The following is a 25,230-nucleotide window of genomic DNA, read 5'->3' on the forward strand; positions in this document are numbered from 1 at the left end:
TAACGGGTTATAAGTGACTGGCGGGCAGTTGTAAGATAAAGCCTGCGCCTTGGCTGCGGCTGCTGTCAACCCAAATGGCGCCGCCGTGTTCTTCAATAATTTTTTTGACAATGGCAAGCCCTAAGCCCGTACCTTTGGCTTTAGTGGTCACGTAAGGCTCAAAAATCTGCTCAATTTGCTCTTCTTTAATGCCGGGGCCATCGTCAAACAACGCTAGTTCGATAAAATCGGTGTTGTTTTTTTGCACACGATGTACGCCTATCTCGATATTACCTTTACCTTCAATCGCTTCCAAGGCATTTTTGAGCATATTGTGCAATACCTGGCGGATGCTGACGGGATCGCCTTGGATGGTGAGCGGTTCTTGGGCAAAATCGGTGCTGAAGTTGACGGCTTTCCTAACCACATAAAGCGCCAGCACTTCTTGGATCAATTCCGGCAAGTTGATGGCAACGGTTTGTTTTTTTGATGGTTTTGCGTATTCTGAAAAATCATCCACCATCTCCTTCATGGCTTCCACTTGCTGGACGATGGTTTTGGTCGAGCGTTGCAAAATGTCGGCATAATCCCCTTCCAGTTGTCCGGCAAGCTTGCGTTGCAGGCGTTCGGCAGACAGTTGGATAGGAGTGAGAGGATTTTTGATCTCATGCGCCAAGCGTCGGGCTACTTCTCCCCAGGCGGCATTTTTTTGTGCTTGAATAAGGTCGGTGACATCGTCAAAAACGATGACGGCGCCGACGCGTTGGCCTTCTTGCGAAAACAGCGGCGTACCGCGGCAGAGCAGTTCTTGGCGACCATTGGCACCTAAAAAGGCAATCCGTTGTTGCCAAATGTCATCGGCTTGTTCCATTAAGCGATGGATGGATTTGAGCGGTTCGTTCAGTTCAGAATAACCGCTGGCCAATTCCAGCAAGCTGTGGTCGATGAAGTGGTTGACAGGGATGCGGAAAATTCGGTAGGCAGCTTGGTTGGCGGTACGGATTTTGGCATCGGCATCAAAGCTGATGACGCCCGCCGTCAGGTTGGCGAGAATGGTTTCCAGATAGGCGCGTTGGTTTTCCACTTCTTGTCCGGCAACCCGCGACTCCAAGCTGGCACGGGCAATCCGCAAGGTCATTTCGTTGAAAGATTCCACCAAAAAGCCCAAGTCGTCTTGGCTGATAACGGGCAGTTGTTGGTCATAATGGCCTGAGGCGACCGCTTGCGTGCCTTTTACCAAGGCTTTGACCGGCGCGATGATGTTGCGGATGCTGAAAAACGATACCCAGATAGCGGCCAGCATGCTCATCAGCAAGACCAGCGACAAGGCCAGTGTGAAGCTAATTTTTAGCGAATCGCGCAGAAAATTCATTTCTTGGTAGCGGATAAACTCAAACTCAACCGAGTCGGCCAAGTCGGCAATGCGCACGGGAACGGGGTACAAGGCTTGCAAGTATTCCGGGTTTTCGCCGTTGATGGGGATAATCACGCGGATCATCAGCTGGCCTTCGCGTTCTGGTGTGAGGGCGACGAATTCGTGGTTTTGCCGCAATTGCAGCCACGTGTTTTTGTCGGGCATGTCGGGCAAAATTTCACTGGGATTGCTGCTGCTGGAGGCGATGATGCGTTCAGGGCGCGAGAACAGCGTCATTTCGGCGGCATCGGAGCTTTCCCGCAGGTTTTCCAGTTTGAGCGTGGCGAGGTTTTCCGAGCTGGCTTCTAGGTTTTCCGCCAATTCTTTGGTTTGCTTTAAGTGCCAGCGCATGCGTTGGTCCAGCGAGGCTTGGCTGAGTTCCAGCGCGTCTTCCATGGCACGGTCAATTTCCACGTTAAACCAGCTGTCGATGCCCTGATGCAAAAACTGCATGGAGAAATAGAACACGATGGCGGCAGGCGACAAAGCCAGCACCACAAACAGTGACACCATGCGTAAAGTCAGGCGCGACCCAGCCTCGCGCTTTTTTAGCTGTAGCGTCATGGTGTAGATGTTGGCACCCACCAAAGCCAGCAAAATGATCGAGCCAATACCGTTGACAAGCAGTAGCCAGGTGTACATGCCACTGAGTTCGGAAGCTTCTTGGGTGGCGCTGCTCATCAGTTGCAGTAGCAACAGGACGATGCCGAATAAAGTCAGGACCGAAAGGTTTGCCGGTAGTTTTATTTTGTCAGGGGCCATAGTGTCCACGGGCTGGATAAATCCCATTGCGGGTCGATGGCGGCAATGGGTCGGAGCGGCAAGGGCAGGGCGTTGCTGTCAAAAGCCATTTTCAATTCGACATAAGCATCTGCGGGTAACGCCAAGCCGTCAGGATTGCTGCGGGTTAGCTTCAGTTTGCGGATGTTGGACATGGAGGCCATTGCACCGGCAAGTGTCGAGAAGTTTTCGCTGTTGCCAGTGTCCTGATCGCAAAACCGGTACATATTGAGCAGGGCATGGTATTCAATCCGAAAACGTTGCTGCTTTTCAAATAGGGTTTCATCCCATAACCAGCGGCGCGGTTGTTTGAGCCTGATCTGCAGCTCCCAAAACAGCGGCACGCCATTTGCCAAGGCTGTTTTGGCTTTGTCGCTCAGGGCATAATTGATATTGGCGTTTAATGCGATCCCAGTAGGGTCTGCTTGCAACTCGGCATGGCTGATTGTCGCAGCGTAAGGGTTGGCGTTACCCATTGGTGCCGCCAGCCCAAGTAGGCAAAATAATAAGACTTTAGTGCTTACGCAGCAGCGCATAATAAAAACCATCCATTGCTGCTGTGCCGGTGATCACTTGCCGTCCGTGCGGTCTTGCCAATCCCCACTGGCTGCCGTCGCCGGTGGCAGGGAGTGCTTGTTCGCTGGCATCGTTGTGATCTGCCAGAAATGCTGCAATTTGCAGTTCGTTTTCTTGCTTAAAAATGGAGCAGGTGGCGTAAAGCAACAGCCCGCCGGGTGCCAGCATGATCCAGGCGGCGCGTAAAATACTTTGTTGCAATTGCGCCAAGGCATCAATGTCATCGGCGCGGCGCAACAATTTGATGTCTGGGTGGCGGCGGATAACGCCGGTCGCTGAGCAAGGCGCGTCCAGCAGGATGCGGTCAAACAGTTGCCCGTCCCACCAGCTGTCCGGTTGGCTGGCATCACCTACTTTTAAGGTGGCTTGCAAGCCTAAACGTTGCAGATTGTCTTGCACTTGCGCCATGCGGTTTTCTTCGATATCGACGGCGACCAATTCTTTAAGCTGTGGCTGCATTTCTAAAATATGCGAAGTTTTGCCGCCCGGTGCGGCGCAAATATCCAATACCCGCTGCCCGGCTTGAACGTCCAGCAACCAAGCCGCCATTTGCGCGGCGGTGTCTTGTACCGAAACCAAGCCTTCGGCAAAGCCTGGCAATAAGTCCACGGCAACAGGGCGTTGCAAGATGATTGCCGACGGGCAAAATCCCACTGTGTTGCCACTTTGTTTATGCTCCACCAATTGTCCGATGTAATTTTCCAGGCTGGTTTTTGCCAAGTTAACCCGTAAGGCCATGGGTGGCTGTTGGTTGTTTTGCTGGAAGATGTCCTGCGCTTGTTCGGGCCAGTCTTGGCGAATGCGCCCGACCAACCAATCCGGATGGCTGGTAGCTGCCGAATCGTTGTTGTTGGCTTTGAGTTCCAGGTTGGCTTGTTCGCGGAGATAATTTCTTAAAATGGCGTTGATAACCGCTTTTGCCCAGGGTTTTTTGCTGGCTGCCATCACTGTTTCGGAAACGGCGGCGTAAGATTTGACCCGCATAAAGGCCAGTTGGTACAGGCCCGCTAAGGTTAATATTTTGACTTCTTTGTCTTTAAGCGGCTTGTCCAGCAATTCGGACAGAATAAAATCCAAGCGGTGGAAGTTTCGGCAAACGCCATAACAAAGGGCTTGGATAAAGGCTTTGTCCTTGGCGGATTCAATGCTGGTGAAGGCATTCTCCAGTGCGGTGGTCAATGATTGTCCGTCATAAATGACTTTCATTAAGATGCGTGCTGCAATTAAACGTATATTCACCAGATGTTAGCCTAAGGTTATGCCGTCGATGGCGTGGGAATTGAGGAATGCTTGGCTGCTGATGCGCTTGCCGCCAGGTAGTTGTACTTCAAGCAAGCGTAACCAGCCATTACCGGCGGCAACGTCGAAATGCTTGTCGGCGCAGACGACCGTACCTGCTGGCTGCTGGGCATTGCCGGCAATCGGTTCCGCTTGCCAAATCCGCAAGACTTGGCCTTGGCACAGTGTTTGTGCCACCGGCCAGGCATTTAAGCCACGCACCTTGCGGTCAAGCTGTTCTGCGGTTTGTGACCAGTCTAACAGGGCTTCGGATTTATCCAACTTTTCCGCATAAGTGACCTGCGCTTCGTCTTGCACCTCGGAAATCGCCGTACCATTTTCCAAAAGCTGCAAAACTTTTGCCAAGCCGATGGGGCCGAGTTGCGACAATTGGTCGTGGACGCTACTTGAAGTGTCTTGCGGAGTGATGGCATATTCCTCTTTGAGAAGCATGTCGCCAGCATCCAGTTTCAAGGCTATTTTCATGATGGTGACGCCGGTTTTTGTGTCGCCCGCCATGATGGCCCGTTGGATGGGTGCGGCACCACGCCAACGCGGTAGCAAAGAACCGTGGACATTGATACAGCCAAAAGGGAACAAGTCGATCACCGTTTGTGGCAAAATCATGCCGTAGGCAACAACAACCATCAAGTCGGCCTGCAAATCTTTAAGTTGTTGGAAGTCGTCAGCGTTTTTTAGCGATAGTGGCTGGTAAACAGGAATGCCTGCCGTTTCTGCCAATACCTTCACCGGCGGCGGCTGCAGCTTGCGTCCGCGTCCTGCAGGCCGGTCGGGTTGGGTGTAAGCGGCGCAGACTTCGTGTTCGGAGGCGAGCAGCATTTGCAGCGTGGGAACGGCAAATTCTGGCGTTCCCGCAAAGACAATCTTCATGATTGGTTATTTTCCTTTGTGGATTTTTTCCAGCTTTTTCTTGATAAGCTGGCGTTTGAGTGCGGACAAATAGTCAACAAAGAGCTTGCCTTGTAAGTGATCCATTTCGTGTTGCACACAAATGCACAGGAGGTCGGTGGCTTCGAACTCGAATGGCTGTCCGTCACGGTCTAAAGCCCTTACTTTGATGTGTTCGGCGCGTTTGACCTTTTCGTAGAAGCTGGGAACGGACAAGCAACCTTCCTCAGATTCTTTAAGCCCATCTTTTTCGATGATTTGTGGGTTTATCAGGCATAATGGCGCTGTTTTTTCTTCACTGACATCAATGACGATGATTTGCTGGTGGATATTGACTTGGGTGGCGGCAAGGCCTACACCTTTGGCGGCATACATGGTTTCAAACATGTCATCGACCAGCTTTCTGATCGTGTTGTCCACAGAGTTGACTGGTGCGGCTTTTTTTCGCAAACGCTCATCAGGAAACTCGAGAATAGTTAGAATGCTCAACAAACTCTCCCTTATAATAATGTAATAGTGGAATTCTATCTGAATTCATCTAAACTTTGAATGCAATCAGACTAATAAAGGCGTCCTTGGGAATCACTATGGCTTTTCGTAAAAATTTAGGCTTGACCGCGTTGCTCTTAAGCAGTTTTATGGCAACTGCAGAACCAATACAAATCAACCCGTCCCATCCAGACCAATACACCGTCGTCCCGGGCGATAATTTATGGGATATTTCCGAAAAGTTTTTGCAGCACCCTTGGCAATGGCCAGAGTTGTGGCAGAACAATTCGCAAATCCAAAATCCGCATCTGATTTACCCTGGTGATACCATTTATTTTTCGCTTGTAAATGGCAGGCCACAATTAAGCTTAAGCCGCGATTGGCAAGCCTCTTCAATGGGGGTCGAACAGCCTTGTGTCCTAAACGAAAGCGAATATAAAAATGGTCGCTCAAGTTTTGCTTTGGATAGTGATGGTAAGGTTTTACCTTGCATTAGGGTGTCAGAATATAAAAAAGCCATTGAAATCATCCCAAGTGACCGTATCGCCAAGTATTTGTCATCCCCCAAAGTGTTGAGCGAAAATCAGATTACGCTGGCGCCTTATGTGGTTGACCTTGCTGACGAACATTTGGTGGTGGGTGCTGGAGACCGTATTTACGTGCGCGCAATTAAGGATTCGCCAACCCGTTCTTTTACTGTTTATCGGGCGGGTGACACTTACAAAAATCCTGTAACCGGTGAAATATTGGGCTACGAAGCCAAGTATATTGCTGAGGCTACTTTGGTGGCGGAAGGTGATCCGGCAACGCTTGAGATAGATAAGTCAGATTATGAGATCGGCATTGGCGACCGTATCATGCCGAATGGCAAAGAGGACTTGGCCTTGCATTATTTTCCAAGGCCACCAGAAAAGCCCGTGCAAGGAAACATCATAAGCTTGATGAAAGGCGTTTCCCAAGTGGGTCAATTCGATGCGGTGGTTATCGATAAGGGTTTAAAAGATGGTCTGCAAATTGGTCATCAGCTGGATATTTATAACAAAGGTCGTACGGCAAGGGATAGTTACAGTAAAGTAACCAACGATTCGGTTGAATTGCCTGACGAATACGCCGGCAAACTCATGGTGTTCCGTACTTTTGAACGCGTCAGCTATGCCTTGGTGATGAAGGCCAAGCATGCTGTCCACGCCTTTGACAAAGTAAAAAGCCCTGAACGTTTTAAATGATCCAAGCGTAGAAAACCTCAAGTTCTGGCTCGCGTTGTTGCGCGTGCCGGGGCTTGGTTGCCGTACGTTCCTAAAAATTCTGCAAAGCCATACGCCACCGCAGTTATTTGAGGAGTCCTTGTCCGCATTAATCGCTTTGGGTTTAAAAAGCGATCTCGCCCATGCCATCAAAAATTTTGATTGGACACTGTTAGACGCTGACCTTGACTGGTTGGCTTTGCCTGATAATTCGATTATCCCTTTAACCAGTCCTGGTTACCCTGCCCAGCTTAAGGAAATTGCCGATCCGCCACCGCTGTTGTTTGTGCGTGGTAATGCCAAATTATTGCAAGCGCCGCAGCTTGCTATGGTGGGTAGCCGTAACCCTTCCACGCAGGGTAAAGAAACAGCCTTTGACTTTGCCAAATTGCTCAGTCAGCAGGGTTTTGTCATTACCAGCGGCTTGGCCTTAGGTATTGACGCTGCCAGCCATCAAGGGGCGCTGGCTGCCTCTGGCTTGACTATTGCCGTGGCAGGCACAGGGTTGGATCGGGTGTATCCCGCACAAAATAAAGATTTGGCGCTGGCGATTGTCAAAACCGGCGCCATTATTTCTGAGTTCCCTCCCGGCACAACTGCAAAACCCAATCACTTTCCTCGTCGTAACCGCATTATTAGCGGACTTTGCCAAGGCCTGTTGGTGGTTGAGGCTGCCAAACAAAGTGGTTCGTTGATTACAGCCCGTATGGCTTTGGAACAAAATCGCGAAGTCTTTGCTATTCCGGGTTCAATCCACAATCCTTTGGCGCGCGGGTGTAATGCTTTGATCCGTGATGGTGCAAAATTAGTAGAAACCACGCAAGATATTCTCGAAGAATTAAGCCAGTATTATCAAGCAGATGACTTCGTACCCGAAGTTGTAACACAATCAATGCTTGACCTAGAGCAACAAAAATTATTGAATCTAGTCATGTTCAGCCCCACATCAATGGATAATTTAGTTGAAAACACCGGGTTTTCTGTTGAAACCGTCTCTTCAATGCTACTGATTCTGGAATTGCAAGGTTATATCGAGGCAACCGCGGGTGGTTGCTATACCCGTATCAAATAATCAACTTATATCCTATTAATGAAAGAAAATATTTTTGATGTCCTGATGTACTTGTTTGAAAACTACATGGAAGACGAAATTGAGATTCTTCCGGACAGTGATGCCATCAAAGTAGAATTGCAAGAAGCCGGATTTGAATCTTACGAAGTCAATAAGGCCTTTGATTGGCTCGAGTCGTTAAGCCTACAGCGCGCGATTGCACCGACTGTGTCGCCGGCTTTCCGTATTTTTTGTAGCCAAGAAATTGCCAAGCTTGATTTGGAATCACGCAACTTTATTATGTTTCTGGAGCAGGGCGGCATTTTGAGTTCAGCTAACCGCGAGATCGTGATAGACCGCGCCATGGCCTTGGAAAATGAAGAAATATCACTCGAAAAACTGAAATGGATTGTGCTGATGGTTTTGCTTAGCCAACCCAATGAAGAAATTGCTTTTTCCAGAATGGAAGATATTGTTTACGATCTGGTGCCGATGTATTTGCACTAATGCCCTGCCAAATTGATACCGACAGCATAGTGAGCAAATGAGCAAGAACCTAGTTATTGTAGAATCACCCGCCAAAGCCAAAACCATTGAAAAATATCTGGGCAAGGATTTTCAGGTGCTGGCTTCATACGGACACGTCCGCGATTTGGTGCCGAAAGAAGGTGCGGTAGATCCTGCCAACGATTTTGCCATGAAATACGAGGTTATCGAGCGCAACCAGCGTCATGTCCAAGCGATCAGTAAGGCCTTAAAAACAGCCGACACCCTTTATCTAGCCACTGACCCTGACCGCGAAGGTGAGGCCATTTCTTGGCATTTGTACGAATTGCTTAACGACAAAAAGCAGCTAAAAAACAAAGCGGTGCATCGGGTGGTTTTTCATGAGATCACCAAAAAGGCGGTCACTGATGCGATTGCCCATCCTGAAGAGTTGGCGATCAACCTGATTAACGCCCAACAAGCCCGACGAGCTTTGGATTATTTGGTGGGCTTCAATTTGTCGCCGTTGCTTTGGAAAAAAATCCGTCGCGGTCTGTCCGCAGGTCGCGTGCAAAGTCCGGCTTTACGCATGATCGTTGAGCGGGAATTGGAAATTGAAGCCTTCAAAAGCCGCGAATATTGGACAATTGAAGCGGCGTTGACGGCTCACGAACAAGCATTTAAAGCGCGTTTGACGCAATTGGATGGTGCTAAACAAAGTCAATTTAGTATTACCAACCAAGCCGAAGCCGAGGCCGCCAAGCAAACATTGCTCAATGCTGCCGACGGCAAGCTGATTGTCAGCAAGCTGGAAAAAAAGCAGCAAAAGCGTAATCCAGCGCCGCCGTTTATCACCTCTACGCTGCAACAAGAAGCCTCGCGCAAATTGGGTTTCACGACTAAGCGAACCATGATGGTCGCCCAACAACTTTACGAAGGCATCGACATCGGCGGCGAAACCGCCGGTCTGATTACATACATGCGTACCGATTCTGTTAACTTGTCGGTAGAGGCGGTAGCGGACATACGCGAATTAATTGCCGAAAACTACGGTATCGGCAACGTGCCTAAAGAGCCGCGCGTCTTTAAGACCAAATCCAAAAACGCCCAAGAAGCCCATGAGGCGATCCGTCCGACTTATCCGCGTTATCTACCGGCGCAAATCAAAAATTATCTGACCGCCGAACAGTTCAAACTCTATGATTTAATTTGGAAGCGTACGATTGCTTGCCAGATGATCCATGCCACATTAGACATGATTGCGGTTGACTTGAGTTGTGGCGATGGCTTGCATATGTTCAGGGCCAGCGGCTCGACCATTGCCAGCCCCGGATTTATGGCGGTGTATCTTGAAGGCAAGGACGATAATAAAGAAAGTGATGATAAGGAAAGTTTTTTGCCGCCCTTGGAAGAAGGTCGTCCTGTTGACTTAAACGATATTGTCGCCGGACAGCATTTTACCGAACCACCGCCGCGCTACGGCGAAGCCAGTTTGGTTAAAGCATTGGAAGAGCATGGCATTGGGCGTCCTTCAACCTATGCGACCATTATCTCCACGTTGCAAAACCGCGAGTATGTCACGCTCGACAGTAAGCGCTTTTATCCCACTGACGTGGGGCGTATTGTCAATAAATTCTTGACGGAACATTTTACCGCTTACGTTGATTACGATTTTACTGCCAATTTGGAAGACGAGCTGGATGCTGTCTCGCGTGGCGAGAAAGATTGGATTCCGTTGATGCGCGCTTTTTGGCAGCCGTTCACCACGTTGATAAGCGAAAAAGAGGAAAGCGTCCAGCGCAAAGATGTTACTCAAGAAGCGATGGACGAAAAATGTCCAGAATGCGGCAATGCGCTGTCTATCCGTTTGGGCAGAAACGGGCGATTTATTGGCTGTACCCATTACCCTGAATGTTCCTATACCCGCAATCTGAATGAAGATGGCACGACCGCTGACGAACCCGAAGTGCTGGAAGGGCGCGCGTGTCCGACTTGCAGTTCGCCATTGGTGCTGAAAGCAGGGCGGTATGGCAAATTTATTGGTTGTAGTGCTTACCCTAAGTGCCGTTATATCGAGCCACTGGAAAAGCCGATGGATACCGGTGTCGAATGCCCGCAATGCAAAACGGGCAGCATTCTCAAGCGCAAATCGCGAAACGGAAAGATTTTTTACTCCTGTTCTGGTTATCCAAAATGCGATTACGCGTTATGGAATGCGCCCGTCAAAGAAAGTTGCCCAAGTTGCCATTGGCCTATCTTGACGGTTAAAGAGACCAAGCGGCGTGGTGTGGAAAAAGTCTGCCCGCAGAAAGACTGCAAATACGCCACCCCCTATGAGGGCGATCCTGCTGATGTGCAAGGGCCGGTTTCTTCCCCTGTGTCCTAATAGTTATTCATCCGTTTTTTAATAAAGGCTTTGGTTTATGACCAAAGCCTTTTTTTTGTCCCTGAGAAAGGGGTTGAGATGTATTGTCATACATATAATTTATTTTATGTAAATAATTAAATATAAAAAATGTGATGGCTTTAGCATTTTTAAAAAATATGTTATAGTTGCCACATATTGATTTTTAAACATGCCCCGTTTTCTAAACGTTAGGTAGGGGTGCAAGAAAATCACTTTAATTATCTAGACAATTCAGCAAATAACGCCACCTTTCAGTGCGGCTTGCCGATGTTTAGTTTCACTTAAAATGAAAAGAGATCTATTTTATGAAAACTATCAACACCGCTTCTTTTTTGGTGGCTTTGCTGGTTGCTTTTGTGTTTTCTGCCAACGCTTATGCCAGCTCAATTACTTTATCTTTCAGCAGAATTACGTCGAACAGCACAAACAACATAGCTAATCAGCTTAAAATGTCAGTAAGCGACCAAGCCAGTGCTGCAACATTGTTTGGCAAAACTATTGCCTCTAATGAAATCTTATTTACTTTCACTAATGCAGTAGGTAATGCCTCGAACATTAGTGAGGTTTATTTTGATGACGATACGACCAACCACATTTTTTTAAGTCAAACAAAAATAATCAACAGCATTAGCGGTTTTACCAATTTCGGCTCAAGACTTAATCCGTCCAATTTGCCATCCGGCAATAGCCTTGCCAATCCATTTGGTGCAACCAGTGGATTTGGTGCAGATGTAGGTAATGGCGGTCCTTCAAACGGCGTTAACAGCAACAATGATATTTTGGGAATTGTTATTAAATTAAAAACAGGCAGTGCATTTAACGATGTGCAATCCGCCTTTATCCATGAAAAAATCCGCGTTGGTTTACACGTCAGATCTATCGCGTCAGAGGGTTGTAAAGACGATTCGGATTCGTTTGTTAATGACAAACCTGTTGATGGCGGCTATCCAACACCTATTCCAGGAGCCGTTTGGCTATTTGGCTCGGCATTTTTGGCGATGATGGGCGTGGCAAGAAAAAAACAACGGCTAAAAACTAAGCTAAATTAGCCTTAAACAAAAACCCGATATTGCTTGGCAATATCGGGTTTTTTTATGGGCAGAAGGCATGGTTAACCTAATGATTAATGGTTTTCGGATGGTCGAAGTGTAGTATGCTGCTCGTTCGAACCACCCTACGGAGGATGTACGCATGAAAAACAATACAATTTTATTGGTTTCCGCTTTATTGGCCTCGCCAGCGGTACTGGCGGATTTCAATTTGTTGGAAAGTGCAGGCAAACAATTACTAAAAAATGCCGCCACCAACGCCGCACCAGAAACAGTCAAAAATGTCGAGGCTGCCAGCCAGGCAGTCGAACAAGCCCAACAGCTTAAAAATGGCGTACCGAACGCCGCTAGCATCATCCAAAATGCCGTTAAGCAACAGGCCACGGAAGTGGTTAAAGACAAAATCACAAACGCTGTTGGCGGCATTGCCCCGAACGCCGTACAGAATTTGGGTGCCGCCGTCCAAGTTGTTGAGCAAGCCCAACAGCTTAAAAATGGCGTGCCGAATGCCGGTAATATCATCCAAAATGCCGTCGAGCAACGCGCGGCGGATGTAGTTAAAGACAAAATCACGAACGCTGTTGGTGGTATTGCCCCGAATGCCGTGCAAAACTTGGGTGCTGCCAGCCAAGTTGTTGAACAAGTCCAACAGCTTAAAAATGGCGTACCGAATGCCGGCAATATCATCCAAAATGCTATCGAGCAACGCGCGGCGGATGTAGTTAAAGACAAAATCACGAACGCTGTTGGTGGTATTGCCCCGAATGCTGTACAGAATTTGGGAGCTGCTCAACAGGTTTTGGATCAAGCTAACCAGTTGAAAAGTTTAGCCGCTAATCCTGCGGACGCAGCAAAGCAAATGGCCAAAGAAAGAGCGCAACAAGAGATCAATAAAGGCGTTATGGATTTATTGCGCTAGTAAGAAGGCTTGATAATTAGCGTATCTTCAAAAAGATACGCTTTTAATTAGCTTTATTGGCAATAGTTTTGGCAGGGCGCAATTGTTGGCATCCTTACCAAATTGAACAGATTTTCTCATTAATCAGTGGTCATCAACGTCCGATGCCGCTGTCTAATGTAATGGACAACGTCATTACCATTAGTTTTTCCTTTCTTTCGGTGATAGCATCACAGCCATACTTATTTTCAGGAAGATAGCGATGGTCAAGGTTTTCCAGCAGTCTAATCCAGACTGGACTAGCAGATGACATTTGAAAAATTGCAGATTCCGGATCTGCCCATCACACATCTGTGAATCCAGAAAGCACGCCCATTATTATCGGCATTGGTGCATCGGCGGGTGGATTGGAAGCCCTCGAACAATTTTTTACCCATGTTCCGCTCGGCAGTGGGGCGGGATTTGTGGTCATACAGCATCTTGACCCCACCCACCAAGGCATTCTGCCGGAATTATTGCAACGCGTGACCGCGATGAAAGTTACGCAGGTCGTCGAAGGCGTCAGTGTTGAGATGGATTGCGTATATGTGATCCCTCCCAATAAAGACCTGTCTATACGGCAAGGCAAGCTACATCTGCTTGCCCCCAGCGCCCCACGCGGATTGCGTCTGCCAATTGATTTTTTCTTCCAAGCGCTGGCGGATGACCAACACGAGCGGGCTATCGGCATCGTATTGTCGGGCATGGGTTCAGACGGTACGCTTGGCCTACGTGCTATCAAGGAAAAATCAGGGTTGGTATTCGCCCAATCGCCAGATTCCGCAAAATTCGATGCCATGCCGCTTAGCGCCATCAATGCAGGATTGGCGGATATTATCGCCGCCCCGGAAACGCTCTGGGAAAAAATAGCCGCTTGTCTCCAGCAAAGTAGGGAGGGGTGGTTTACGGTTCCAACGCCGGTAACGGACATTAAATCAAAAAGCGCGCTGGAACAAATCGTGATGTTACTGCACACGCGAACCGGTAACGACTTTTCTCTTTATAAAAAGCATACCCTCTATCGCCGGATTGAACGGCGCATGGGCATTCATCAGATTGGCATCATCACTAACTATGTCAGCTTTCTGCGTGAAAACCCACAGGAACTGGATTTACTCTTTAAGGAATTGCTGATTGGTGTCACCCATTTCTTTCGTGATACGGTGGTATGGGAACAACTTAAAAGTAACGCTATCCCGGCGCTGCTGGCGAAATACCCATTTGGCAAGGAAATGCGAGCTTGGATACCGGCTTGCTCGACCGGCGAAGAAGCTTATTCGCTGGCGATGCTGTTTAAGGAAGTCTTAGTGGAATGCCAGCTTGAATATAAGTTTAAATTGCAGGTTTTCGCTACCGATCTCGATGACGATGCGGTTGGGAAAGCCCGTCATGGGGTTTACCCCTCAAATATTGCCGGTAATGTCTCGCCAGAGCGGTTGGGCCGCTTTTTTGAGGTGCAAGACAATGGCTACCGCATCAATAAAGAAATCCGTGAAATGGTAATTTTTGCCAAACAAAACATTATCATGGATCCACCCTTCACCAAGCTGGATATGCTCTTCTGTCGCAACCTGCTGATTTATTTAAGCCCGGAGCTACAGAAAAAACTCATCCCCCTATTTCATTATGCCTTGGCTGCCCACGGCTTGTTATTGCTGGGTAGCGCCGAAACCATCGGTAGCTTAACTGACTTGTTTGCCGTCATCGATAGCCCGTCGCATTTGTACCAGCGAATTGAAAAAAACCTGCCTATCACAGACATCGAATTCCCCACCAAATATTTACCTTCAGCAACCATGACTCAGTCAAAGACAGTGGCAACAAAACCCATTATAAATCTGCAAAGCCAGGTTGAGCGGCGTTTACTGGACAAATATTCACCTGCAGCGGTGGTGGTCAATGCCGAAGGTGACATTCTCTATGTCCATGGACGGACGGGCAAGTATCTGGAGACGGCTGTGGGAAAAGCCAATTTGAATATTCATGCCATGTCCCGTGAAGGCTTACGGAATGAACTCTTTGGTGCATTAAAGCAGGCTCAACAACAATCTGAGGCAGTTGTATTACGAAGCTTGATGGTGGGTACCAATGGCGGCAGCCAAATGATCGACCTCACCGTGCAGGTTTTTAGCAGCCCCGAATCCTTAAAGGGGTTGGCACTGGTCATCTTTAGTGATGTTGCAACGCCTAAAATTAGAAAACGCGTCCGCCATTCACCCAGTGCCGATTTACAGACTCTGCAAGACGAGCTGGATAAAGCCTTAGAAAAAATCCAAAGCTTGATGGAAGCCGCGCAAACATCACAAGAAGAATTGACTTCCGCCATTGAAGAATTGCAGTCGACTAACGAAGAACTGCAATCCGCCAATGAAGAACTGACGACTTCCAAAGAAGAAATGCAATCCTTGAACGAAGAATTGCAAACCGTGAATGCCGAGCTACAAGCCAAGGTTACCGACCTGTCGTGGGTGAACAACGACATGAACAATCTGCTCAATAGTATGGAAATCGCCACCATATTTTTGGATGATGCCCTTAATATCCGCCGCTTCACCAATCATGTAACTCACTTGTACAAGCTGATTGCCAGTGATGTCGGACGCCCATTGACGGATATTGTGACCGACCTTGATTATCCGCAATTGTATCAGGACGCGCAAAGCGTGTTGCACACCCTGGTGTTTATTGAAAAACAAATCAAAACCCGCGACGGGCAGTTTTTTTATAAGGTACGCATCATGCCGTACCGCACCCAAAACAACGTGATTGATGGCGTGGTAATTACCTTGATTGATATTACCGAAACTAAAATGTTGGAAGCCCAATTGCGGGGCAATTTGCCTTAAAGCCGATAAAGCTTTCTTGCAGCAATGCCCGTTTTTATTTCGATTTCCGTACCATAAAATTCTTGCCTTTAATCTTGCCTTGCTTCAGCCATGCCAAGGCGGCATCGACGCTTTCTTGGCTGACCGCCACATAAGCTTGATCGTCAAAAATAGTAATTTTGCCGATGTCACTGCCTGCAATACCGCCTTCGCCGGTTAATGCGCCCAAAATATCACCCGGGCGGAGTTTGTTTTTACGTCCGCCGTCTATCCATAAGGTCGCCATGGGTGGTTGGAAACGTTCTTGGTCATCCAATTGGAAAGGCGCGACTTCGTCCCATTTGGCGGTGATTTTCAAATATTCTTCCACTGCTTTAACGCGCTCCATTTCGGTTTCAAGGCACAAACTTAACGCCAAACCTTGTTTGCCTGCACGTCCGGTACGCCCTATGCGGTGCACATAAATTTCCGGATCCCACGGCAATTCGTAATTGATGACCGCTTGCAAGTCTTTAATATCCAAACCACGGGCGGCAACATCGGTGGCGACTAAAATCGAGCAGCTTTTATTGGCGAAACGCACCAGCACTTGGTCGCGCTGTTTTTGCTCTAAATCGCCGTGCAAGGCTTGTACGGAAAAGCCGCAATTGTCCAAAGCGCTGGTAATGTCTTGGCATTCGCGTTTGGTGTTGCAGAAAACCACAGTCGATTCAGGTCGGTGATAGGCTAACAAATAGCCTAAGGCATTCATCCGTTTGGCTTTGTCAACACGGAAAAAACGCTGTTCGATAACACTGTCGAGATGGGTGTTGTCGATGCTGACGCTGATCGGCTGGTTTTGGAAGCGCTTGCTGATGTCGCGGATAGGGTCGGAATAGGTCGCCGAAAACAGCAAGGTTTGCCGTTGTTTGGGGGCGTAGGAAATGACATCCGATATGGCATCGGCAAAGCCCATGTCCAACATGCGGTCAGCTTCATCCAGCACCAAGGTTTGCAAATGGTTAAGGCGCAGGTTGCGTTTGCGGAGATGTTCCTGCAAGCGGCCTGGCGTACCCACCACGATATGTACGCCGTGTTCCAATGAATCAACTTGTGGTCGGCTCGGAACACCCCCGCACAACGATAAGATTTTCACGTTTTGGGTAAACCGCGCCAGCAAGCGCAGTTCTTTGCAGACTTGATCTGCCAGCTCGCGGGTTGGACAAATCACCAAGGCTTGCACGCTAAAACGGCTGAAGTCGATGCGCGATAGCAAGCCGATACCGAAGGCGGCGGTTTTGCCACTGCCGGTTTTGGCTTGGGCGATGATGTCTTTGCCGTCCAAAATATGCGGCAAGGCTTCCGCTTGGATGGGGGTGAGTTGCGTGTAGCCTAGCGAGGCGATATTGTCGAGTAAGGCGGGGTTTAGGGGTAACGTGGAAAAGGCGGTAGTCACAAAAAGCTCTTTGGTCAGGCGAACAGCGGCGAAGTGCCAGCATTCAATGGCTTATGATAACAAGTCTGGCTGTGAATCTGTATAAAACCCGTGTTATTTGTATCAGTGGCGGGTCATTTTAAAAACGACTGACGGCGCTATCTAGGTTTAGATTTGCAGAGGCATTCGTTGTTGCCTGACGAACGTAATGCCGCTGCAAATTTGCGCCCGTCGCTAGGCTTATTACGAGGCCTTTTTCAATGCGCCTAAGCCATTGGGTTTTTTCACCAATTGCAATTGCGCTTTGAAGCGTTTTTTCACGACATCGACATGCGAAATGACGCCCACCATTTTGCCATGCGTGTGCAGCCTTTCCAGGGTGGTGATGACGGTGAACAGGGCTTCGGAATCCAAGTTGCCGAAGCCTTCGTCAAGGAATAGCGAATCCACCGATTTGCCGTTGCTGGCGAGTTCGGACAAGCCTAAGGCCAAGGCCAAGCTGACGACAAAACTTTCTCCGCCTGATAGGGTTTTGGGCAGGCGTCTGGCGTTGCCTTGCAGCGTGTCTTCAATTTCTAGGGCCAGGCCTTGTTCACTGTCGGCTTGCCGCAAATAGTAACGTCCGCTGATTTTTTCCAGCATGGCATTGGTTTGCGACAACAAGCGTTCGGCGACGCGCATTTGTACGCGGCGGCGGAAGGCCATGCCGCTTTCGTTGCGGATGCGTTCGGCCTCGTCCAAAAGCGGTTGGGCTAGCGCTTCTTGTTTGCGCAGTTCGGTTGTTAAGCTATCGTGTTGTTGCTGCCATTGTTTTTGTTCTTGCAGCAATTTTTGCAGGCGCTGGGCTTCCAGTTGGGCAATGTCCAGCTGTTCGCCATTGCGTTTTATGGATGCGGTAAGCTCTTCTGCGCTGGGCGCTTGTTCGGCAGTGATAAAGTCTTTTTCCAATTGCGCGGCATCGCGTTCCAGTTCCGCCGTTTTTTGCGCGACCCCTGTTTCCAGCTCGATTTGTTTTTTTAGCAATTTCGGTCTTGTTTCCAGCAGTTCGAGTGCAGCGGTCAGTTCGTTCAGGTCGGCGAACGGGCTGTCCTGCAAGCGGTTGTACAAGGCTTGCTTTAAGTTGTATTCGCTGACTTCGTGTTGTGTTAGCAGCTGTTCTTGGGCGGCGACCAGTTTTTGTTTTTCGGTTAAGGTCAAATGCAGGCCGATGAATTCTTCATTTTGCAGTTGGTTGCTGTAGATGCCCAATTGCTGGTTGCAGTTGTCAATTTCGGTTTGGCAAGTTGCTTGTTTGGCGGTCAGGATTGCCAAGTCATCGGTGAGGGTACTGCGCCGTCCGCTGTATTCCAGATAGGTTTGCCGGCGCAGGTTAAGCCGTTCAAACAATTCATCCTCTTGGCCTTTGGCGGGCATTTTTTCACCCAGTGCCGCCAGTTGCGCGGTGACCCGTTCGGTCACTTCCTTTTCTTCTTGCTGGCATTTTAACAAGGCGGCATCGTTAGCCAGTTGTTCGCTGGAGCGGCCTTGCCATGCGGAATCCAACGCTTGGCTATTGTTTTGCAGGCGTTCTTGCAAGTCAGTGTTTTTCGTAAGACGCGCTTTAAGTTTGGTAATACTGGCTTGTTGGCTGCGGTAGCGGCTAACCAAGGCGTTGATTTCTTGCAACTGGTGGGTTTCAACTTGCAACAGATGCTTGATTTTTCCCAAGCGTTCAATGGTCAGGTCAGGGTTGGCAATGTTCAGGCGGTTGCAAAGGGCTGTCCATTGGCCTTTGATTTGTTGGATGCGGACTTGTTTGGCTTGGTATTTTTCCAGCTGCTTTTTGGCGACGACAATGGCTTTTTCAGTGTTTTCAATGCGCACCGCCAAAAATTTAAGCTTGACGTGTTGGTCGGCAAGGGCTTTGACCGAATCCGCCGCTATCGGCAGTCTTTTGGCGTAAGGATGCTGGTTTGATCCGCACAACGGACAAGGCTTGCCGTCTTGCAAGTGCCGACGGTCAGCGTGCATTTTTTTAAACTGGCTTTCGCGGAATACGGCATCTTCAAGCGCCAAGCCAATATTCTCTTCGCGCTTTAGCTCTTGTCTAAGGTTTTCCAGATCGCGTTCCAAGGCATCAGGGTCAGGGACGGTTTCGTCCTTGGTGGCAAAAAAACCAAGAAAACCACTGCTGCCGACAAGGTTGCGGTGGCCTATCGTCAAATTGTTCAATAAGGTGAAGTCTTTTAGGCGCTGCTGTTGTTCTTGCCGTAAGGCTTCCAGATCGGCGAAGGTTTTGCCGGGCGCGAGGGCTTCCAGCTGTTCTTCGGCGTTTGCCAGTTGTTGTTCCAGCAGTTTGAGTTTGTTGTCAGTTTTGCTTAATGACGATTGGCTGCTTTGCAGGGTGGAATAGGTTTTTTTCGAGGCCTTGCCCAGCAGTTTTTGCCGTTCGCTTAACTCCACCCATTCATTGCGCAGCGTTTTCAAACGCGCCGTTTCCGGAAATTTTTCCAGCAAGATGGCATCATTGGTATGGTCTTGCAGCCAGTTTTCGACGCTGGTCAAGGCGGATTTTTTTTCATTGATTTGAATGCCTAGTGATTGCCACAAGCTAGTTTCCGATTGCCGGTTGGCGGCGTGGAAGTTGACTTGTTCTTTAAGCTCGCTAATGGTTTGCATTTGTTGGGCAAACGGTCTGAGCTTGTCAGTTTCGCTAATGGGGTGGTTGCCAAGGCGAAGGCTGATTTGTTGCAGCTCGTCGTGCAGGCTTGCCAATGAGCTGCGGGTGCGTTTCACGTCTTTATCTTTGTTTGCCAAGGTGGCGACATCATCGGCGAAGGTGGCAGCGGCTTGGACGGCATCGACTTCAGCCAAGGCTTGCTGGGTGCTTTGCAATTGCGCTTTGGTGTCTTTTAGCGCTTGCTTCTGTTTGCTGATCTGCTCTTGGAAGCTGCTGATGCTGGAGACAACTTGCTGTTGATTTTGTAGCTGTTTTTGCTCGCTTTTTAAAGTTTGGGTTTGTTCGATGAAGTCCTGCAAGTCTTCTTGTGCGGCATCAAGCTTGACGGTGTCGAGCAACGGGATGTCTTTCAACTGCTGGTTCAGGCCATTAATAATGGTGAGGGCTTGTTCGGCTTTTTGGTTGGCTTCGTTTTTGTAATCGCTGTAGATGTCGGTACTGAGGATATTTTCCAGAATATCCATGCGTTCGTTGTCCAGCGCATTTAAGAAGGTCGCGAAATCGCCTTGTGCCAACAAAACCGAGCGTGTGAAGTTGCGGAAATTAAGGCCAGTGATTTCCAGCATGCGGTTGCAGACATTAGCCGTGTTGTCAGCCAGCAATGCGCCGTCATCAAGGCGCAGCAATTGCATTTCTGCGGGCAATAAGTCGCCGTCAGCCAAGCCGCCTTCGCGCTGTACCCGCCAACTGGAGCGATATTTTTGTGGGCCTAGGGCAAATTCAACAATGGCAAACGATTCTGCTGTCCGTTTCGTCATCACAAAGCTGGCGGGGCGGTCAAAGCGGAACGTTTCGCCGTATAAGCCTAGGGTGATGGCGTCGAGAATACTGGATTTACCGGAGCCGTTGGGGCCGGTGATGGCAAACACGCCGGTGTCGGAAAACGGTGGTTGCTCGAAGTTGATGCGGTTTTCACCTTCTAATGCGTTGATATTTTTGAAATAAATATTAAGTATTTTCATAAGGTGAGCAATGCTGGCGACAACAACGGCAAAAAAAATTCGAAGGCGGCATTATAACGCTGGTCGGGGTATTAATACTAAGCACGTATTTAAAAGGCTGGAATAGGGTGGTTGTGAGGAGGCTTTGGGCAGGCTTAAGGAAGCCAAGATGGGGTTTGAATAAGCGGGTTCCTAAAAAAACATAGAAATGGGAGTGTTGGTTTTGCTTAGGTTAAGGAAGGCGAGGGTATTTTATGTTTGCACTAGCATTGTTGGTGCGTAAATAGCAAAAAAATTTCTGTGATTGAGTTCACATATTTATCTATTTCTGTATAATCCGCCGTAGGTTTTTAATATCTCTATCGTTTTTTTATTTTTTAAAAAGGTTTTTAATGAACGTTAAATCATTAGCTTTTATCGGTTTGGCAGCGGCTTGGTTGGCTGTTAATCCTATCAGTGCCAATGCGGCTTCTATTCCTGGCTTGTTTAACACAGGTGCCGGTATTACGGTTTCAGGCACTCAAGATACTAATTACACGTTAACTAAAGTGGCGGGCAAAGATGCCGGTACCAACTACGGATACAGTTACGCGCAAGTGGGTTCTGGTTTTCCTATCGGCCCTTGGTTGGCGGATAGCTCAAGCTCGCATTGGTTGACGCCTAGCGCAAACAGATCGGAGTCCTATGACCCCGTTGCCAATGGCGATGGTTATTGGAAGTGGTCTTTAAGCTTCAGCCTGACAGGTTTAGATGCGTCAACGGCTGCATTTACCGGTCATTTTGCTGCGGATAATTCAGCGGTTGCTTATTTGAATGGTGTACAAATTGGTACGGCTTCAGGTTTTACCCAATGGTATTCGTTTGCTGCAACGAGCGGTTTGTTCAAAGTGGGTTTGAATACGCTTGATTTTGTTGTGAAAAACAACAAGCAAGATGCCGGAAATCCTATCGGCCTTCGTGCTGAATTCCTTTCTTCTTCTGCCCAATCTTATGCGACACCCGTTCCGGCTGCCATTTGGTTGTTTGGTTCGGCTTTTGCCGGTTTGGTTGCGACGGCAAAACGTAAACGCCAATAAGCTTTACGTTTTGCCTGGCGAACGGCGGCAAACCCAAATGGTTTGCCGCTTTATCAATTGTCTTGGCCTATCTTGTAATTGCTGCTTATTATTCCTTTAAATGCTTTATCATTAGCGCATCTTGACTGCTAAGAATAACTATAAAGCATGACCATGAAGCCAGCTGCCCAAACCTCCCGCGCCTTACCCCTGATCCTCATGTTTGCCTGCACCTTATTTATCAGCGCCTCGCTGATGTTTGTGTTGCAGCCATTGTTTGGAAAATTGCTCCTGCCTTTGCTGGGCGGTTCGCCAGCCGTATGGAACACCTGCATGGTGTTTTACCAAAGCGTGTTGTTTTTTGGTTATTTGTACGCGCATTTAGTGTCCACGCGTTTACAGGCGCGTCAGCAAATCCTTGTGCATGGTTTGGTTTTGCTGCTCAGTTTTGTCGCTTTGCCGGTGGCTTTACCCGATGATTTGCAACCGCCCACCGAAGGCAACCCCAGCTTTTGGTTGCTGTGGATTTTGTTACTGTCGATAGGCTTGCCGTTTTTTGTGGTTTCGACCACTTCGCCGCTGTTGCAGAAATGGTTTGCCCAAAGCGGACACAAAAATAGCGATGACCCTTATTTTCTCTATGCTGCCAGCAATGTCGGCAGTCTCTTAGCCCTATTAGCCTATCCTTTTGTCATCGAACCGCAGGTGGGGTTGGCGGCGCAACAATCTTTTTGGAGCATCGGTTTTGTCTTGCTGTGCTTGTTAGTGGCGGCTTGCGCGACGGTGTTATGGAAAAACCAAGCGGCTGGTGCGGTAGCAACAGCAGATGATAATGCGCCGCCGCCGCTCAGCGTGGCAACGCAAGCGTATTGGTTAGCGTTGGCGTTTGTGCCATCCAGCTTATTGCTGGGCTTGACCAATTTCATCAGTACCGATATTGCTTCGGTACCGCTGTTGTGGATTATTCCGCTGACCTTTTACTTGTTGTCGTTCATTTTGGTGTTTTCCAATTGGAACGTCCGCATCCATCCGTTGATGGTCAAGGCGCAGGCGCTATTTTTGGTGCCGTTTATTGCCTACTCGTTTATCAATCCGGCTGATTTGCCGTATTGGATGTATCTGATCTTGCATTTGCTGGCCTTCTTTTTTGCCATTATGGTCTGTCATGGCGAATTGGCCAACCGCCGTCCGCACACCGCACATCTCACCCGCTACTACTTGATTATGTCGTTTGCCGGCATGTTAGGTGGTCTGTTCAATACCTTTGTCGCGCCGGTTTTGTTTAATGGCGTGTACGAATACCCCATTATGATTGTTGCCGCGCTGTTGCTGCGTCCTGGCTTGCATTTGCCAGCGGGTAGCCGTTTGTTGACCGAGCTGAGCGCACCGTTGGTCTTATTGGTTTGCGGCTTATCCACTTATGCTTGGGTTGATAATCTGCTCGATTATTTTGACGTGATTGTGCTGACCTTGATTTTCTTGACCGTACTTAATTTTATGGTCAGAAAGCGTCCTATGGCTTACGCGTTGGTGAATGGTGTGATTATTTTCCTGGCTTTGGGAGTACACGGCTTGTCATCGCACACCTTGTATCAGGAGCGGACTTTTTTTGGTGTGCTGTCGGTACGAGAAAGCGAATTGACCGACGCGCAGGGCCAACCTGAACGCTACCATGAACTGTTCCACGGCACGACCAAACATGGCGCACAGCGCTTGCCCGCCAGCTTAAGCAAAATTCCGCTGACGTATTACAGCCAACCGGGACCTATGGGGCAGTTGTTTAAGGAATACGATGCCAGCAATGCAGATTGGCATATCGGCGTGGTGGGTTTAGGCGCGGGCGCTTTGGCCTGTTATGCCAAACCCAGCCAAACGTGGACGTTTTACGAAATTGACCCGCTGGTGGTGGACATCGCCAAAAATACCCAGTATTTCAGCTACCTGAGCCAATGCGCGCCCAATGCCAAAATGAGCGTTGCCGATGCCCGCTTATCGTTAGCCAAAGAACCCGACCAAAGTTTTGATTTGTTGGTGATGGATGCTTTCAGCTCCGATGCTGTGCCAACACACTTGCTTACCCAAGAAGCTTTGCAGTTGTATTTCAAAAAACTGAAGCCGAATGGCATTTTGGCCTTCCACATCACCAACCGCCATTTGCTGCTGAAAAAAGTTTTGTCCATCCATGCCGAACAGCAACACCTCGCGGCTTTAGTGCAAGAGTTTGTGCCGCTTCAAGAACAGCCCTTGGTGGTTGCCACTGACTGGTTGGTGATGGCAAGGCAAGAAGCCACTTTAGAACCCTTGGCGCAAAGTGCTTTGGGACAATGGCAAAAAATGCCTTTGTATTTTGATATGCCGACCTGGACGGACGACTTTACCAACATCGTCCGTATTTGGAAGTAGCCACACGTGCGATTTATACGCCGTGTGATGGATTCCGGTTAGGCTTATCTTGGCGCAGAGCTTTGCCAAACGGAAAGTTTTTCAATGCCTGCGTACCAACGTTTAATTTCGGTATAAGGCTCAACCGGATATTTGGCCATTTCTGCCAGTGCCAATAACGAGCCCACTGAAAAGTCCGCCAAAGTAGCGGCATCGCCTACCATCCAATCGCGGCCGACCAGATGCGCATCCAAAACTTTGGCAAAACGGTGGAAACGTTCTTCACCTTTGGCGACTTCTACAAGGTCGGGTTCGCCAAGGCCAAAGGCCGGTTTAATCACATTTTCAGAAATGAAAATGCCGCAAGCACTACCAAAATGGGCGCTTTGCCAGAATTGCCAGCGGCTGATGTCAGCTTGGGTTTTGGCATCAGCCGGTAACAGGGAATTGCCTGGAACTTTGCTGCACAGGTACTGCATAATGGCATTCGATTCCCACAGTACAAAGTCACCATCCTCTAAGATTGGAATCATATGGTTAGGGTTTAGCTGCAAAAATTCTGCCTGCATTTGCTCGCGTTTCCTTAAGTCGACAACGTGCAGCTCGCAGTCAAGACCTAACTGATGCAAGGTGGCGACGACACGGCGTGAGTTAGGGGAAATGGGGAAGTGATACAGTTTCATATGAGCCTTTTATTTAGCGTGGGGTAGAGGTTTTGTTACTTGCAAATAGCAAGTGACAGCATTGTTGCATGGACACTTTTCTTTTACAAGTAACAGTTCTGTTAAAGTTGACCGATGAAAAATTTAGACCAAAACTACCGCTCACTTTGCCCGTTATCGACCGCTCTGGATATGATTGGCGATAAATGGAGCCTTTTGATTATCCGCGATATGTGCATGGGTAAGCGTAAGTACGGCGATTTCCAAAACTCACCCGAAGGCATTACCACGAATATTTTGGCGAGCCGGTTACGGCAGCTGGAAGATAATGGCCTCATCGAAAAAATACCTTACCAAAGCAAACCGCCGCGCTACGACTATGTGTTAACACGTAAAGGTGCCGATTTGTTACCTGTCATTCAACAGCTAGGGCTTTGGGCGCATCATTATGTGCCAGGTTCATTTCCTCCACCGGCGCGATTTTTGACGGCAAAACCGGAAGACTTGCTGGAACGCTAAGACCTTTCACTGCGTTTTATTTGTTATTTTTATATGGGTTTTCATAGGTGACAGACTGGTTTTAATTGCCTCTTAGGCTAAAATTGCTTATTAGAATATATAAAAGTTAAGCTG

18 protein-coding genes are annotated in these 25,230 nt (G+C 48.6%); 10 read left to right on the forward strand and 8 right to left on the reverse strand.

Annotated features, from left to right (window positions below; translation table 11 throughout):
- Positions 1-7: 7 nt before the first annotated feature.
- From ACYQ1O_RS10950 to def, 5 genes are read right to left on the reverse strand one after another with little or no spacing between them, the layout of a single operon-like run.
- Positions 8-2,155 carry a sensor histidine kinase gene (locus ACYQ1O_RS10950; RefSeq protein WP_459991854.1) on the reverse strand — a complete coding sequence of 716 codons (2,148 nt, stop codon included), beginning with the start codon at positions 2,153-2,155 and terminating at the stop codon, positions 8-10.
- On the reverse strand, positions 2,137-2,649 hold the full coding sequence (locus tag ACYQ1O_RS10955) for a DUF4390 domain-containing protein (RefSeq protein WP_459991725.1): 513 nt from the start codon (positions 2,647-2,649) through the stop codon (positions 2,137-2,139). The genes ACYQ1O_RS10950 and ACYQ1O_RS10955 overlap by 19 nt, the downstream gene beginning before the upstream one ends.
- A gap of 37 nt (positions 2,650-2,686) precedes the next feature.
- Entirely contained in the window at positions 2,687-3,988 is a 1,302-nt protein-coding gene (gene rsmB / locus ACYQ1O_RS10960; RefSeq protein ID WP_459991726.1) for a 16S rRNA (cytosine(967)-C(5))-methyltransferase RsmB, read from the reverse strand.
- A gap of 6 nt (positions 3,989-3,994) precedes the next feature.
- Positions 3,995-4,918, reverse strand: coding sequence for a methionyl-tRNA formyltransferase (gene fmt / locus ACYQ1O_RS10965; protein ID WP_459991727.1), 924 nt, complete (start codon positions 4,916-4,918; stop codon positions 3,995-3,997).
- Between the two features lie 6 nt (positions 4,919-4,924).
- A complete protein-coding gene (def, locus tag ACYQ1O_RS10970; protein WP_459991728.1) occupies positions 4,925-5,425 on the reverse strand; it encodes a peptide deformylase in 501 nt (166 codons plus the stop codon).
- 98 nt (positions 5,426-5,523) lie between these two features.
- Here def and ACYQ1O_RS10975 point away from each other — a divergent pair, with 98 nt between their 5' ends.
- The 7 genes from ACYQ1O_RS10975 to ACYQ1O_RS11005 all read left to right on the forward strand — a co-directional run bounded on the left by ACYQ1O_RS10975 (position 5,524) and on the right by ACYQ1O_RS11005 (position 15,445).
- Complete coding sequence (locus tag ACYQ1O_RS10975; RefSeq protein ID WP_459991729.1) at positions 5,524-6,651, forward strand: LysM peptidoglycan-binding domain-containing protein; 1,128 nt, start codon at positions 5,524-5,526, stop codon at positions 6,649-6,651.
- Positions 6,652-6,688: 37 nt separating this feature from the next.
- Entirely contained in the window at positions 6,689-7,741 is a 1,053-nt protein-coding gene (gene dprA / locus ACYQ1O_RS10980; protein WP_459991855.1) for a DNA-processing protein DprA, read from the forward strand.
- Positions 7,742-7,759: 18 nt separating this feature from the next.
- Positions 7,760-8,227, forward strand: a complete 468-nt coding sequence (locus ACYQ1O_RS10985; RefSeq protein ID WP_459991730.1) for a Smg family protein — start codon at positions 7,760-7,762, stop codon at positions 8,225-8,227.
- A gap of 37 nt (positions 8,228-8,264) precedes the next feature.
- Positions 8,265-10,592 (forward strand): type I DNA topoisomerase, encoded by a 2,328-nt coding sequence (topA, locus tag ACYQ1O_RS10990; protein ID WP_459991731.1) that lies wholly within the window; start codon positions 8,265-8,267, stop codon positions 10,590-10,592.
- A gap of 326 nt (positions 10,593-10,918) precedes the next feature.
- Positions 10,919-11,662, forward strand: a complete 744-nt coding sequence (locus ACYQ1O_RS10995; RefSeq protein WP_459991732.1) for a hypothetical protein — start codon at positions 10,919-10,921, stop codon at positions 11,660-11,662.
- A gap of 142 nt (positions 11,663-11,804) precedes the next feature.
- Complete coding sequence (locus tag ACYQ1O_RS11000) at positions 11,805-12,581, forward strand: hypothetical protein (protein WP_459991733.1); 777 nt, start codon at positions 11,805-11,807, stop codon at positions 12,579-12,581.
- 332 nt (positions 12,582-12,913) lie between these two features.
- Complete coding sequence (locus ACYQ1O_RS11005; protein WP_459991734.1) at positions 12,914-15,445, forward strand: chemotaxis protein CheB; 2,532 nt, start codon at positions 12,914-12,916, stop codon at positions 15,443-15,445.
- Between the two features lie 34 nt (positions 15,446-15,479).
- Here ACYQ1O_RS11005 and dbpA read toward each other — a convergent pair whose 3' ends face one another.
- Together dbpA and ACYQ1O_RS11015 are read right to left on the reverse strand one after the other, a co-directional pair.
- Entirely contained in the window at positions 15,480-16,859 is a 1,380-nt protein-coding gene (gene dbpA, locus ACYQ1O_RS11010) for an ATP-dependent RNA helicase DbpA (protein WP_459991735.1), read from the reverse strand.
- 222 nt (positions 16,860-17,081) lie between these two features.
- Positions 17,082-20,519: an SbcC/MukB-like Walker B domain-containing protein gene (locus ACYQ1O_RS11015; protein ID WP_459991736.1), complete on the reverse strand. Its 3,438-nt coding sequence runs from the start codon at positions 20,517-20,519 to the stop codon at positions 17,082-17,084.
- A 371-nt stretch (positions 20,520-20,890) separates the two neighbouring features.
- On the opposite strand from ACYQ1O_RS11015, the gene ACYQ1O_RS11020 reads away from it, so the two are divergent.
- On the forward strand, positions 20,891-21,574 hold the full coding sequence (locus ACYQ1O_RS11020) for a hypothetical protein (protein WP_459991737.1): 684 nt from the start codon (positions 20,891-20,893) through the stop codon (positions 21,572-21,574).
- 147 nt (positions 21,575-21,721) lie between these two features.
- The gene (locus ACYQ1O_RS11025) at positions 21,722-23,956 is read left to right on the forward strand and encodes a spermidine synthase (RefSeq protein ID WP_459991738.1); all 2,235 of its coding nucleotides are present in this window, start codon (positions 21,722-21,724) and stop codon (positions 23,954-23,956) included.
- Between the two features lie 44 nt (positions 23,957-24,000).
- Here ACYQ1O_RS11025 and ACYQ1O_RS11030 read toward each other — a convergent pair whose 3' ends face one another.
- Positions 24,001-24,618, reverse strand: coding sequence for a glutathione S-transferase family protein (locus ACYQ1O_RS11030; protein ID WP_459991739.1), 618 nt, complete (start codon positions 24,616-24,618; stop codon positions 24,001-24,003).
- 114 nt (positions 24,619-24,732) lie between these two features.
- Here ACYQ1O_RS11030 and ACYQ1O_RS11035 point away from each other — a divergent pair, with 114 nt between their 5' ends.
- A complete protein-coding gene (locus ACYQ1O_RS11035; protein ID WP_459991740.1) occupies positions 24,733-25,116 on the forward strand; it encodes a winged helix-turn-helix transcriptional regulator in 384 nt (127 codons plus the stop codon).
- Positions 25,117-25,230: the final 114 nt, after the last annotated feature.

The organism is Methylosoma difficile, from assembly GCF_054657615.1.